This is a genomic window from Microbispora sp. H10670, assembly GCF_014161385.1.
GTDB classification, from domain to species: domain Bacteria; phylum Actinomycetota; class Actinomycetes; order Streptosporangiales; family Streptosporangiaceae; genus Microbispora; species Microbispora triticiradicis.
In genome coordinates this window covers 17,951-31,321 of record NZ_JABBWW010000012.1, presented here as the reverse complement: position 1 = coordinate 31,321, position 13,371 = coordinate 17,951, and the positions used below count along the sequence as shown (strand labels likewise).

The 13,371-nt window shown below is 65.9% G+C and carries 8 protein-coding genes; all 8 read right to left on the bottom strand.

The genetic code is table 11. The features are described 5' to 3' along the window. Positions 1-61 precede the first annotated feature (61 nt). Positions 62-1,456 carry a condensation domain-containing protein gene (locus HHX33_RS18390; protein WP_182875701.1) on the bottom strand — a complete coding sequence of 465 codons (1,395 nt, stop codon included), beginning with the start codon at positions 1,454-1,456 and terminating at the stop codon, positions 62-64. A 225-nt stretch (positions 1,457-1,681) separates the two neighbouring features. After that, positions 1,682-2,491, bottom strand: coding sequence for a methyltransferase domain-containing protein (locus HHX33_RS18385; protein WP_182875700.1), 810 nt, complete (start codon positions 2,489-2,491; stop codon positions 1,682-1,684). Positions 2,492-2,625: 134 nt separating this feature from the next. Beyond that, the gene (locus HHX33_RS18380) at positions 2,626-3,426 is read right to left on the bottom strand and encodes a class I SAM-dependent DNA methyltransferase (RefSeq protein WP_182875699.1); all 801 of its coding nucleotides are present in this window, start codon (positions 3,424-3,426) and stop codon (positions 2,626-2,628) included. Further along, positions 3,423-8,036 (bottom strand): non-ribosomal peptide synthetase, encoded by a 4,614-nt coding sequence (locus HHX33_RS18375; RefSeq protein ID WP_182875698.1) that lies wholly within the window; start codon positions 8,034-8,036, stop codon positions 3,423-3,425. The genes HHX33_RS18380 and HHX33_RS18375 overlap by 4 nt, the downstream gene beginning before the upstream one ends. After that, on the bottom strand, positions 8,033-8,743 hold the full coding sequence (locus HHX33_RS18370; RefSeq protein ID WP_182875697.1) for a thioesterase II family protein: 711 nt from the start codon (positions 8,741-8,743) through the stop codon (positions 8,033-8,035). Before HHX33_RS18370 ends, HHX33_RS18375 begins: the two co-directional genes overlap by 4 nt. Further along, positions 8,740-10,563 (bottom strand): non-ribosomal peptide synthetase, encoded by a 1,824-nt coding sequence (locus tag HHX33_RS18365; protein WP_182875696.1) that lies wholly within the window; start codon positions 10,561-10,563, stop codon positions 8,740-8,742. Before HHX33_RS18365 ends, HHX33_RS18370 begins: the two co-directional genes overlap by 4 nt. A 48-nt stretch (positions 10,564-10,611) precedes the next feature. After that, positions 10,612-11,847 carry an aminotransferase class V-fold PLP-dependent enzyme gene (locus tag HHX33_RS18360; RefSeq protein WP_220501941.1) on the bottom strand — a complete coding sequence of 412 codons (1,236 nt, stop codon included), beginning with the start codon at positions 11,845-11,847 and terminating at the stop codon, positions 10,612-10,614. Next, the gene (locus HHX33_RS18355) at positions 11,844-13,205 is read right to left on the bottom strand and encodes a phenylacetate--CoA ligase family protein (RefSeq protein ID WP_182875695.1); all 1,362 of its coding nucleotides are present in this window, start codon (positions 13,203-13,205) and stop codon (positions 11,844-11,846) included. Before HHX33_RS18355 ends, HHX33_RS18360 begins: the two co-directional genes overlap by 4 nt. Positions 13,206-13,371 lie beyond the last annotated feature (166 nt).

Below are 13,371 nucleotides of genomic sequence, written 5' to 3'. Positions count from 1 at the left end.
CTGACCACTGAGCCATTTTCATCCTGGGGTAACGCTGTGTTGCTGTGACCGCTCCGGCCTGTCAGCTTCTCGGCGGAGAGTCTGCCGGGGCGTTCGAGAGTGCCACAAACTTGGCGAGTGCCAGGTCTGGCGCGTCGATCAGAAGATCGAGCATCCATGCGTACTTTCGCTGTAGTCGGCACACAGTGGCCGCTTCGAACAGTTCGGCCCGATACGACCACACTCCCCGCAGGCCGGGATCCTGCGGATCGAGAGCGACGATCAGGTCGAGGGCCGCGGCCTGTGGAAACAACTGCTCGGACTCGATGCGCAGATCAAGAAGGCGCAGCGGTTCGGCCGGCGTGTTGTGAAGGTGAAACATGGCCTGAACGAGCCGCGGCCGTCCGGGGGAAGGCGTCGGTCGTACCTCCTGAACTACCTTGTCGAATGGAACGTGCTGGTGTGGCATCGCTTCCAGGACGCTTTCGCGGACACGTCGAAGGAGCGAACGAAAGGACGGATTGCCGGACAGGTCGAGCCGGAACGCCAAAGTGTTGACGAAATAGCCCACGATCTCCTCGAACTCCGGGCGTCCCCGCCCCGCCGTGGGCGCACCGATGACCATCTCCTCCTGCCCCGACTCATGGAACAGCAGAACGGCGAACGCCGATAGCAGAACCATGAACCCGGTGGCCCGTTCCTGCCTCGAGAAGCGACGGACGCGCTCGGCCAGTTCGCTACCCAGCCGATGCTCGCTGGTCGCACCGATGAACCCCGTGCGTGCCGTGGCGGCGCGGTCAAAGGGCAGCAACAAGTTGTCCGGCGCGTCCAGAAGCCTCTCGCACCAGAACTGGAGGCTCTTCGCGGTGTGTGGTGCGGCGAACTGCTGCCGCTGCCAGGCCGCAAACTCCCTGTACTGCGTGGTCGGCATCGGAAGCGGACATGTTCGTTGCTCTTTGAAGGCGGCGTAAAGGGCGCTGAGCTCTCGGTTTATTATCGACTCCGACCAGCCATCGGTGCAGATGTGGTGAAAGCACATGAGAAGCAGATGGTCGTCGGGGCGGAGCATGAACAGCGTCCACCGGACGGGTAATTCCCGTTCGAGTGCATAGGGGCGATTCGCCAAAGTAATCGCTCGATCGCGGGCGAGGGTATGGGAATTCTGCTCACCGGTCAGGTCCTGGACGTCAAGTGGTGCCGGCTCCGGAAGGACTCGCTGACGGAGTCCCTCAGGATGTGGGAGATAAACCGTTCTGAGGATCTCGTGCCGAAGCTGTAATGCTCGAATGCTGTGCGCGAGAGCCGAGCGGTCCAGGGCGCCACGCAGACGTACCGCGAACGCGCAGTTGCTCACATTGTTTCCGGGGGAAAGTTGGTCAGTGAGCCACATGCGCTCCTGGCCGAAGGAGACTAGGCCGACGCCGACCTCACCGAGACCTCCGTGCGGATCGGTTTCGCTGCGGTCAGCGGAAGCCACGGGCTCCTCACTGGCGCCGGGGAGCGCTGTCTTCCCGGTCCATCGCGCCCGCCCCTTGGCGAGTAGTTGCTGTGCAATCCCGTCGTTCTCCGGATACGCGTGCTCCAACTGGTGAGGAGGTCCGCCCGGGCCGGGACGGGCAGACATCTCATGTCCTGTCACGCGGTCTCCATTCGACGGGTGTGGCCGGGAGGCGGGGCTCCGTCATCTCGACCGGCGGACCGGTCAGCGGTCAACACAGCAGCGCCGCGTCTCACTGTGGTCGCCAAGCGGCCTTCCCTCACTGATGTCGCTGGCGAAGGCCGCGTAGACCACCCACTGGTGCCAGCGGAACAAGGTCTCCACGCCGCGCCAGCCGCAGTCATTGAGCAGACGTCGCTGTTCGAGGTCGGAGAGCGGATTGAGGACGCCACGCAGAGAGCGTTCCTTCGCGTGCACGGCATCGGCGTTCTGTCCGTGTGCGTATTTGTAGTCGTGTGAGCTGCTGATCGCTATCTCCTGCCAGCGGGGATCGAGCAGGCGGAGTTTCTCGGCGACGATGAGAGCGCCGTGCGGCCGCGATCGGCCCCGGGCGCTGCGCAGGACCGTCGCCCGGTCAACGGGGTCGAGGAATTGAAGGGTGAACAACGCGAGCGTCATGCTGGCACCGTTGTGAGCCAGACCGTTCTCGATGGATGTAGCGTGACAGTGGATGATCGCGTCGACGCCCTTGAGCTTGCGCTGGGCGATGTTGAGCATGTTCGTCTGGGAGTCGTACAGATGGAACGTGAGTTTTCTTTCCGGATGCCGACTGGCGATCAGCTCGGCCGTGGTGCCGGTGGAAGCGCCCAGATCGGCGATGACTGAGCCCCGCGGCGCGAGCCAGTCGGAAAGGCCGGAGACGAGTTGCTGGATGTCATCGTAGAACGGCACGCTGGCATGGACATGGTCATCGAATTCCTCGGCGACCTCGGGAGTGAACTCCCAGGAACCGGGAACCTGAAAGCGTTCCATGAGGCCGGGATTCGCTTCTGTCGTGGTTGGTTCAACCATCATTCCTCCATGAATAGGCTCCCCTCAGGACGCTGAGCGGAGGATCGGTGACCCGAGAAGCGGTTGACGCCGGTCTGGGCGCTCTGGGTGCGACGTGGTCGTGGCGTCGACCAGCAACCGGGACCGGTCGGTGCTGATCACGGGGCTAGCCCGGCCATCCAGATCATCACTGGTGACCGATCCGTGAACGGGTTCCTCGCGTACCCTCCGTACAACTCGAGGATGCGGAACCCGGAATCGGTGATCATCTCTCGCAGGCGGGAGGGGTCTCGGAAGTAGAGATGTTGCGTGATGCGCTGCACGCGCACCACCTTGCCTTCGTCGTCGAGTGTCTCGATGATGCGGGTGCGCACGACAAGGCGCCTGATCTCGTCGCAGACGGTCTCGTCATGGATCGCAAGCCGTTGACCGGTGCGGGGATGGCGCCCCTCAGCGATGGCCGGGGGGCGGGAGCTCCGCAGGATCAGCTCGTCCCATCGCGGGACCGGCACCGCGGCCACCCACCGGCCGTCCGGGGCGAGGTGCGCGCGTACGGTGACGAGCGTGTCCCGGACGTCGTCCTCAGTGGGCAGGAAGCACAACGGCTGACCTCCCATGAGCACCAGTGGAAAGACGCGGTTGAGCCGCACGTTGCGGATGTCGCCCTCGACCAGTTGGACGGCCGCCGGCGTGAAACCATGCGTAGCGGCTCGGCGGCGGGCGATGGCGAGCATTTTCGGTGCCAAATCGACGCCCACCGCTTCCTTGGCGATCATGGCGCACGGCAGCAATATTCGTCCCGTCCCACAAGCGAGTTCGAGAACGGGGCCACCTGTCTGTTTGACGGCTTGCTGGAAGAACGGGACATCGATCTTGCTCTGCGGTGATCGCATCATGTCGTACAGGTCGGCTTCCTCGTCGAAGCCAGAAGCCGCGTTGATTCCGGTTTCCTCGATCATGTGATGGAGCCTTCTTCCGCAGAGGCAAGGTCCGGGAACACTTCGGACAGACGCCTATCCGGTCTACGCGCCATGAGGGTTGCCAGCGCCACGTAATCGTCCGATGCCCTCTGGATGGTGACGCCCTCGAACAGGCTGCTGTCGTAGAGGAGTCCTCCGCTGATCTGGTTGCCCTCTTCCTCCAGCATCAGCGACAGGTCGAACCGGCTGAGACGAGGCGGGAGGTCGACCGGCTCGGCCACGAGCACGGGGAACTCGAGCGCGTGACCGCGCCTGTGCGCGAACGCGAACATCGCCTGAACCAGTGGGGGGCGGGTGGGGTCGCGTTTGGGGCGTAGGTCGCGGACGAGTTGTTCGAAGGGGAGGTCTTGGTGGGCGTAGGCGTTGATGGTGGTGGTTCGGATGTGTTGGAGGAGTTCGGTGGTGGTGGGGTCGTCGGTGAGGTCGATGCGGATGGGCAGTGTGTTGACGAAGAATCCGATGAGGGGTTGCAGGTGTGGGTGGGGGCGGTTGGCGATGGGGGTGCCGATGAGGATGTCGGTTTGGCCGGTGTAGCGGGAGAGGAGTGCGGCGTAGACGGCGAGTGTGGCCATGAAGGGGGTGACGCCGTTGTCGGTGCAGAGGGTGCGTAGTGCGGTGGTGTGGTGGCGGGGGAGGGTGATGGTTTGGTAGCCGCCGGTGTGGGTTCGGGTGCGGGTGCGGGGGCGGGGGTGGTCGGTGGGGAGGTTGAGGGCGAGTGGTGCGTCGGTGAGGTGGGTGCGCCAGTAGGCGAGGTGGTCGTCGAGGTGGCCGCCGGTGAGTTGTTGGCGTTGCCAGGCGGCGTAGTCGGCGTATTGGAGGGGGAGTGGGGGGAGGGGGGTCGGGCGCCGGCCGGGGGTGGTGGTGTGGGTGGTGTAGGCGTGTGCGAGTTCGCGGGTGAAGATTTCCAGCGACCAGGCGTCGAAGACGATGTGGTGGACGGTGATGGCGATCAGGTGTTCGTGGGGGCCGGTGCGTAGGAGGCAGGGGCGGAGGAGGGGCCCGGTGGACAGGTCGAAGGGGATGCGGGCGAGGTCGTGGGCGTGGTCGAGTGCTGTTTGGCGGGGGTCGTGTGTGGGGTCGTGTGTGGGGGTGGGGGTGGTGGTGAGGTCGTGCGTGGTCCAGGACAGGTTCGGATGGGGATCGATGGTCTGTACTGGGCGGCCTTCGACGGTGGTGAATCGGGTGCGGAGGATTTCGTGGCGGGCGACCACCTCGTCCAGGGCGGCTTGTAGCGCGGTCGTGTCCAGGGTTCCGCGCAGCCAGAACACGATCGGCACGTTGTAGACCACACTGCCCGGGTGCATCCGGTCGAAGAACCACAATCGCTCCTGCGCCGACGACAACGGCAGAGACCGATTCCGAGGCACGGGATGGATCGCCGCGGGTAGTGGACGGTTCCGTCCGTTCCGGGCCAATTCCGCCAACTCCGCCACGGTCGGTCGCTCGAATATGTCGGCGGGCGTCAGATCGACGGACAGCACGGACGAAGCTCTCGACGCAAGCCGAGTCGCGAGAAGCGAGTGGCCGCCGAGCGTGAAGAAGTCGTCGTGGATTCCGACATCGGCCGGGGGCAGGCTGAGGATGTCGCCGTACAACTCGGTGAGCAACTGCTCGAACGGGTCTCGCGGAGGTGTGAACGGATTGTTGAGCGCGCTTCGGTCGTGCTCAGGAGGTCGCAGCGCGGATCGGTCGATTTTCCCGTTCCCGTTCAGAGGCAGGACATCGAGCCACACGAACGCCGCGGGCACCATGTAGTCAGGTAGCCGATCGCGCAGCGCCGTGCGGAGCCTCAAGCTCGAGTCCGGTCCGCCGTTCCCGGTCAGGTAGGCGACGAGCCGCGCGTCGCCGGTGCTGCTCGCGTCGAGCACGACCACGCACTCCTTGACGCCCGGCTGCTTGGCGAGCGCGGATTCGATCTCGCCCGGCTCTATCCGGAAACCGCGGATCTTCACCTGGTGGTCGATCCGGCCGAGGAAGTCGATCACGCCGTCGGGACGGTAGCGAACGACATCGCCCGTGCGGTACAGCCGGTCACCGGGCCGGCCGCTGAAGGGATCGGGAATGAACCGTTCCGCGGTGAGGCCCGGCAGCCCGAGATACCCCAGCGCTACGCCGTCTCCGCCGATGAGCAGTTCGCCGGGTACGCCGACCGGCACGACGTCCAGCCTCTGATCCACCACGTACACCCTGGTGTTCGCGATCGGCCTGCCGATCGGCACCGGGGCCGTGTCTCCCGGCTGGACCAGGGCGGTCAGCGAATACACCGTGCTCTCGGTCGGCCCGTAGCCGTTCCAGAGCCGACCGGCCCGGATGACCAGCCGATCGGCCAGCTCCGCCGACAGCGCCTCGCCGCCGCAGACCAGTTGCAGTGCCGGGTCCCCCGGCCAGCCGCTGTCGAGCAGCATCCGGCAAAGCGATGGTGTCGCCTGCATCATCGTCACATCGGAAGAGCGCAACAGCGCTGCCAGGGCGGTACCGTCGATGATCGTCTCACGTGCTGCTATGACCACCGATGCGCCTGCGGACAGCGGGACGAAATAGTCAGCCCCGGCGACGTCGAACGAGACGGTGGTGACGGCGAGCACCCGATCCTTTGAGGTGATCCCGAGGTCCGTCATCAGCGCGTGAACCAGATTGACGACAGATCGATGCCGCACCATCACGCCCTTCGGCGCGCCCGTGGACCCGGATGTGTAGATGATGTAGGCGAGGTCATCGGGAGCGCTGAGCCTTTCCGGCCGGCGTGTGGGGAACCGGCTGTCCTGACTGAGCTGGAGCCAGTCCCGGTCCGTGCGGAACACCCGGGAGCAGTCGGTGAACGTTCCAGCGAGGTGGTCTTGAGTGAGAACCACTTGAATGCCGGCGTTCTCGGCGATCGCCCGGTTGCGCTCGGGTGGATGGGAGGGGTCCATCGGCACGTACGCGCCACCGGCCTTGAGGACGGCGATCACCGCGGCCGACAACTCTACGGATCGCTCGAGGCATACTCCGACCGGTACCCCTGGTGCGACGCCTTGCTCCCGCAGCCACCATGCGAGCCGGTTCGCGTGGTCGTCGAGCTGACGGTAGGTCAAGGAGTTCCGGCCGAAGGACACCGCGACCGACTCGGGGGTGAGATCGGCCTGTGCCTCGACCAGTTCGTGCAGGCACGCGTCGGCAAGGGCGGCGGGCCTCGCCGGAGAGGGCGGATTCCACTCGGTGACGAGCTGATACCGTTCCCGCTCCGTCAGCAGGCGCATCTGGGAGAGCCGGGCGTGCGGGGTGGCGGCCATTGACTCGGCGAGAGTGACGTAGTGCGCCAGCATGCGCCGTGCCGTCTGCGTCTCGAAGAGGTCCGCGCGATATTCCAACTGGCCTATCACATCGTCTCCCGACTGTCTGAGGATCAGTGAGAGATCGAATTCCGCGGCGCCCGGATGCATCGCGACCTGTTCGACAGCGAGCCCGGCGAACGTGTCGGCATCCGCCGAGCCGTGGTAGAGCGAGAAGAGGACCTCGGTCAGTGGGGGGCGGGTGGGGTCGCGTTTGGGGCGTAGGTCGCGGACGAGTTGTTCGAAGGGGAGGTCTTGGTGGGCGTAGGCGTTGATGGTGGTGGTTCGGATGTGTTGGAGGAGTTCGGTGGTGGTGGGGTCGTCGGTGAGGTCGATGCGGATGGGCAGTGTGTTGACGAAGAATCCGATGAGGGGTTGCAGGTGTGGGTGGGGGCGGTTGGCGATGGGGGTGCCGATGAGGATGTCGGTTTGGCCGGTGTAGCGGGAGAGGAGTGCGGCGTAGACGGCGAGTGTGGCCATGAAGGGGGTGACGCCGTTGTCGGTGCAGAGGGTGCGTAGTGCGGTGGTGAGGTGGCGGGGGAGGGTGATGGTTTGGTAGCCGCCGGTGTGGGTTCGGGTGCGGGTGCGGGGGCGGGGGTGGTCGGTGGGGAGGTTGAGGGCGAGTGGTGCGTCGGTGAGGTGGGTGCGCCAGTAGGCGAGGTGGTCGTCGAGGTGGCCGCCGGTGAGTTGTTGGCGTTGCCAGGCGGCGTAGTCGGCGTATTGGAGGGGGAGTGGGGGGAGGGGGGTCGGGCGCCGGCCGGGGGTGGTGGTGTGGGTGGTGTAGGCGTGTGCGAGTTCGCGGGTGAAGATTTCCAGCGACCAGGCGTCGAAGACGATGTGGTGGACGGTGATGGCGATCAGGTGTTCGTGGGGGCCGGTGCGTAGGAGGCAGGGGCGGAGGAGGGGCCCGGTGGACAGGTCGAAGGGGATGCGGGCGAGGTCGTGGGCGTGGGCGAGTGCTGTTTGGCGGGGGTCGTGTGTGGGGTCGTGTGTGGGGGTGGGGGTGGTGGTGAGGTCGTGCGTGGTCCAGGACAGGTTCGGATGGGGATCGATGGTCTGTACTGGGCGGCCTTCGACGGTGGTGAATCGGGTGCGGAGGATTTCGTGGCGGGCGACCACCTCGTCCAGGGCGGCTTGTAGCGCGGTCGTGTCCAGGGTTCCGCGCAGCCAGAACACGATCGGCACGTTGTAGACCACACTGCCCGGGTGCATCCGGTCGAAGAACCACAATCGCTCCTGCGCCGACGACAACGGCAGAGACCGATCCGGGGGCGTCACGACAGCACCTCGGTCAGATCGGCGAGAAGCTGACGGGTATCGGAGAGGTAGAAGTCTCGCTCCCCCGGGACCAGTCGCAGGGTGAATTCCTGTGTGGTGTGAGTACGCCACTCCTCCAGCCCGTCCGGGGGCACTTCGGGGTCGTCGGTGCCGTGATAGGCGAAGATCGGTACAGGCAAAGGCTCCTCCGCCGTGTACTGGTACGGTGCGGCGATCGCGACGTCTCTGCGCAGGTAGCCGATAAGCAGGTCCTGGAGCTGTGCCGCGGGCTTGTCGGATCGGTCGACGGGATGGTTGCGTTGCAGGTAGTCGCGGAGCTCCCCGTCTTCACGGGACAGGTACCTCGAGTAGCTCGGAGCGGTGTCGGGCGGTTCTCGCGCGGAGACCATGAATGCCCGGGGCAGCGGTAACCGACGTCTGCGGATCTCGCGGAGCAGCTCGAAGCTGAGGAGACTGCCGAAACACGATCCGAACACCACGTAGGGATGGCGGACGACGCGCTCACCGAGCTCGTCGCACAACTGTCCGACCAGCTCCGCGAAACTCTCGGCTTGTCCCGGCCCGGCGCGCCTGCCCCTGCCGGGAAGGTCGGGAACGACAAGCTCGACATGGGACGGCAACGCCCGGCGCAGCCGGGCGAACATCCAGGCTCCGCCGCCGGCGGCCGGAAATGCGATCAGGGTGGCTGTGGTCTGCCCCTCGCTCATGCGAGCTCACTCCTTCCCGCGGCGAGCAGCCTCGCGAAATTGACGACGGTGGGCTCCTCGAAGAAGTCGGCCAAGGGGATGTCGGCTCCCAGCGTCTCGTTTGCCCTGCTGACGAGTTCGACTGCGAGCAGGGAGTGCCCGCCTAGTTCGAAGAAGTCGTCGTCCGCGCCGATCCGGGAGACTCCCAGCAGCTCCTGCCACATCCGGGTGACAAGGGCCAGATCGTGCGTCCGTCCACTCTCGTCGTCTCTGTCCGGTGCCGTCGACGGCTGTCTTGCCTGGTCGGCCAGCTCACGTACGCCCGCTCGGTCGATTTTGCCGGTCACCAGCCGGGGCAGCCGTGCGACCACGGATATCTGATTGGGGACGAAGGCGGCTGGAAGGCGGTCTCTGGCGAACTCGCGTACCTTGAGAGGATCGGGGACAACGCCGGTGACGGGGAGGACGACAGCTCGCAGTCCGCCGTGCTCGTCGGCGGGTGGAAGGGCAACCGCGGCGGCGATGCCCGGGCAGGCCGCCAGCACGGCCTCGACCTCCTCCAGTTCCACGCGTACGCCGCGCAGGTTGATCTGCAGGTCGGCGCGTCCCCGGAAGACGAGCGAGCCGGAGCCGTCGCGCTGCACAAGGTCCCCTGTCCGGTACATCCGTGTGCCCGGATCACCGAAAGGGTCGGGGATGAAGCGATCAGCGGTCAGACCCGGACGGCCGAGGTATCCGTGCGCAAGGCCGGCGCCGGCGATGTGCAGTTCGCCGAGCACACCGTCCGGTACAGGGCAGAGATTCCCGTCAAGTAGGTGCAGCCGGGTACGAGCGACGGCCCGGCCGATGGGAACGACGCCCTCGGTCGCCACGCCGGTGCCTGCCGGCTCCGGCGAGTAGAGGTGGAAGGTGGAGTCGATGCACGTCTCGGTCGGCCCGTACTGGTTGTAGATGACGGCGCCCGTACGTCGCCGGACTTCTTCGGCGAGGCTCTTCGGCAGGCTTTCGCCGCCACAGAAAATCGTGCTCAGCGAGGTGCATCGGCCGAAGGACGCGCTGTTGACGAACGCCGACAGCAGCGTGGGCACGAAGTGCGCCGTCGTCACCGTGAAGTCCTCGATGAGCGAAGACAACTCGGTGAAGTCAGGGTAGTTGCGGAACTCTCCGGTGACGAGAGTCGCTCCGTAGGCGAGCGCCGCGAAGACCTCCCAGGCGGAGAAGTCGTAGATATAACGAGTGTGCTGGAGCACTCGGTCGCCGGGCCGCAAAGGGTAGGTCTGCTGTCCCCAGGTGATTCGGTTCGCCAACGCCCGATGAGGCACCACGACGCCCTTCGGATCGCCTGTCGAGCCAGAGGTGTATATCACGGACACCGGATCCTCGGGATGACTCTTGACGGGCATGCCCTCTGAGGACGCCCCGGCAGGCGGGGGCGCGGTGGCCACATGGATCGGGATCGTGACCAGACGCGGTACGTCGGCGGTGAAGAGAGGGGGAGCGTGACCGGAGTGCAGCAGGACTGAGGCTTCGGAATCGGCGAGCATGGCCTCGATCCGCCGTATCGGCAGGGACGGGCACAGCGGCAGATAGGCGGAGCCCGTAAGCACAGCCGCCACAAGGCCGAGGATGCCCTCGACCGAGGGAGCCGCGAGTACCGCGACAGTCCTTCCCCGGCCCGCCCCAAGCGAGCGAAGGCGGCCGACGGCGATTTCGGCGCGCTCGAACAACTGGCCGTAGCGGAGCGTCCCGTGACGCGACAAGACTGCTGGCTTGTCCCGGTTCCTGCGTACGCTCTCCTCTAGCAGGTCGATGACCGACCCGACGGTACCGGGTTCGTCCATAGACGGGCTCTCCCCACTGGTCTGCATGGTGGCGTCGCCGGTCCTCGCCTAGCGGACCGAATCGATCACGGCGTCAAGGGCGGAGAACAGGGCGGCGACGTCTTCGCGGTCGTTGTACAGGTATCCCGACACCCGCAGCACCTCGTCGTCGGTGAATCCATCGACGAAGGGCTGTGCGCACATGTGACCGCTCCGGCACATCACGCCGTACGCGTCACTGAGGATCTTGGCGATTTCCTTGAGATTGTGGATACGGCGAATCGTGAAGCTGAGAATGGCTCCGCGGTCGGCCGACCCGACCGGACCGAGCACACGGAGGTCCTCTCGATCGCGCGCCTCGGCGGCGAGTGCGTCGCCGAGGGCGCGGTCGTGGTCTGCGAGGTCGGTGAATCCGATTCGGTCCAGGTAGTCCAGGGCGGCGCCGAGACCGTACACACCCGCTATGTTGGGTGTGCCGGCTTCCAGCGAATGAGGCAGTTTGCGCAGTTCGTAGCGTTGACTGTCGACCCAGTCGACGACGCCGCCTCCGAGCGCCGGGGGTCGGAGGCGGGCGAGTTGCGCTCTGCGCCCACACAGGATCCCCACTCCGGTAGGCCCAAGCATTTTGTGCGCGGAAAACGCCAGGAAATCCAGGTTGTCGTCCCGTATTCGGCGGTGGCCCGCGCTTTGGGCGGCGTCGAGCAGCGTGACCGCTCCCGCTTCCTTCGCCATCTCGGCCATTTGGGCTATGGGAGCGTACACACCGGTGACATTGGAACAGTGATTGAGAACGACAACGGTGGGTCCCAGCCGCAGCAGGTCACTGTACCGATCGAGGTCGACGAAGCCGGAGCCGTCGACCGGGATGTACCTCACCTCGGCCGCGCGCCGAAAGGGCAGCATCGCCGAATGATGCCCGTCGAACGGCACGAGTACGAGGTCGTCCGAAGTCAGCGGCATCCCGGAGGCGACGGCGTTGATCGAGGCGGTGGTGTTGGCGGTGAACACGACCTCGTCTCCCCGGAAACCGGTGAACTGCGCCACTCGCGTACGCACGTTCTCGAAGTCGTCCGACGCCTGCTCGGACAGGACATGCTTTCCGCGGTGGACGTTCGCGCCGACTGCGGCGTAGAAGCGATTCATCTCATCGAGGACCTGGCGAGGGGTGAGACTCGTCGCCGCATTGTCGAGATAGACGATCCGGTGGCCGTCGACCGTCGTCTGCAGCAACGGAAAGTCTGGCCGGGTCAGCGCCGCGAGATCAGGCGGGACGCCCGAGCCGTTCGTGATCGCCGTGGGCCTCACCGGCTGCTCCTCATGCCGAACGCGCCCACGCCGCCGCCGTTTTCCGGGTTGACGACGATCGAGGAGAGGTCGGACGTGCACGAGGCGAACTTGCCGGAGCGTTCGGACGGGATATAGGCGACCGCTTCGACCATGAGCCTCGAGCCGGTGCCCAACAGCCCTCGCAGCCGCTCGGTCACTTCGTCCTCCATGCTCCTGCGATGAGCGCTGGGGATGTACTGGAAGAGCAGAGAGCCGTCTACGGCCTGGTGCAACCGGTACACGTCGATCCCGGGGGCGTCGCCCACGCAGTCGTTGACCTGGCGCGCGCTCACGCTCTCCTGTTCGCCGCCTCCCGGAATCGGGATCATGTTCTGGCGCCGACCCTCAAGCCTTGCGAGGGGAAAGCTGCTTCCGCAGTCACAGGGCCCCCGGCCGAGCCGGTAGATGTCACCGGTCCGGTAACGCAGGTGCGGCAACAGTCTGTCGCCGATACTCGTGATCACCAGCTCACCCCGCTCTCCGAAGCGCGCGGGGCGAGAGCCCACCATGAACTCGGTATGGAAGCTCTTGTTGTTGATATGCATGTTGCCCAAATGGCATTCCATCGCCACCCACCCCATCTCTGTCATGGATACGATTTCGGCCGAAGGTATGCCGGTGCCGAAGAAATCACGGAGCTGGCGGCGTGCCACATGGGTGACCATCGTGTAGGTGAGCGCGATCGCCGACACCGGAGGCGGCGGTAGTTTCCGCTCGCGGAACCGGCGGACGAGGAAAGCCAGGTGAGTGGCGTCCGCGTAGAACCACTGCGGCTGGAACTCGTCCAGTTCGTCGATCGCCTGCCGAACAAGCTGGTCCGGGGTCGCGAGCAGGTCGTGAGACACCGGGAGAACGAGCGTCCCATCCGGCAACAGCCGGTCGTGCATCGTCGTGAACGGGGTGGCGCATTCGACGTCGGAGCAGTTCGGCGCGGCGTACCGTGCCGGACGCTGTTGCCTGCACCCCGACAGAGCCTCCAGGAGCGGCTTGTTGACGCTGAGCGTGGTGCGCATCCGCGCGGCCAGGTCGTAGGTGTGGGTGATCGTGGTGAGACGTTCACCGCCGGTGCCCGAGCTCTGGCTCTTCAGCGTGAGCGGCGTCCTCAGGGTTTTGCCGCGCGCGAGGACGCCGCGAGGGAAGTTCCGCCGGTAGTCGGCCTTCTCCGTCAGCGGGACGCGACGAAGGTCGTCGGGGCCAAGGATGTCGCCGGGCCGTAGTCCCGCGGCGTCGAGGTGCGCTCGATAGAAGGGCACGTTGTCATACGCGAAGCCGATCTCCGCGACGGCCCCGTCGAAACTGCTCTGCCGATAGCCGGCCTCAAGCCACATGCCGGGCATCCTCGCCTCCCATCCATCGAGGCAAGGATGCCCAGGGCTCCGCACATGGGCCGCACAGAAACCGCATGGGCCCTCGTGTGCAGTCCGACCGGTGGCAGGTGTGCCCTCACTGTGCGCCGTCTGTGCGTCCGACCTGGAGGATCGGCCTGCACGCAATCGCATCCGA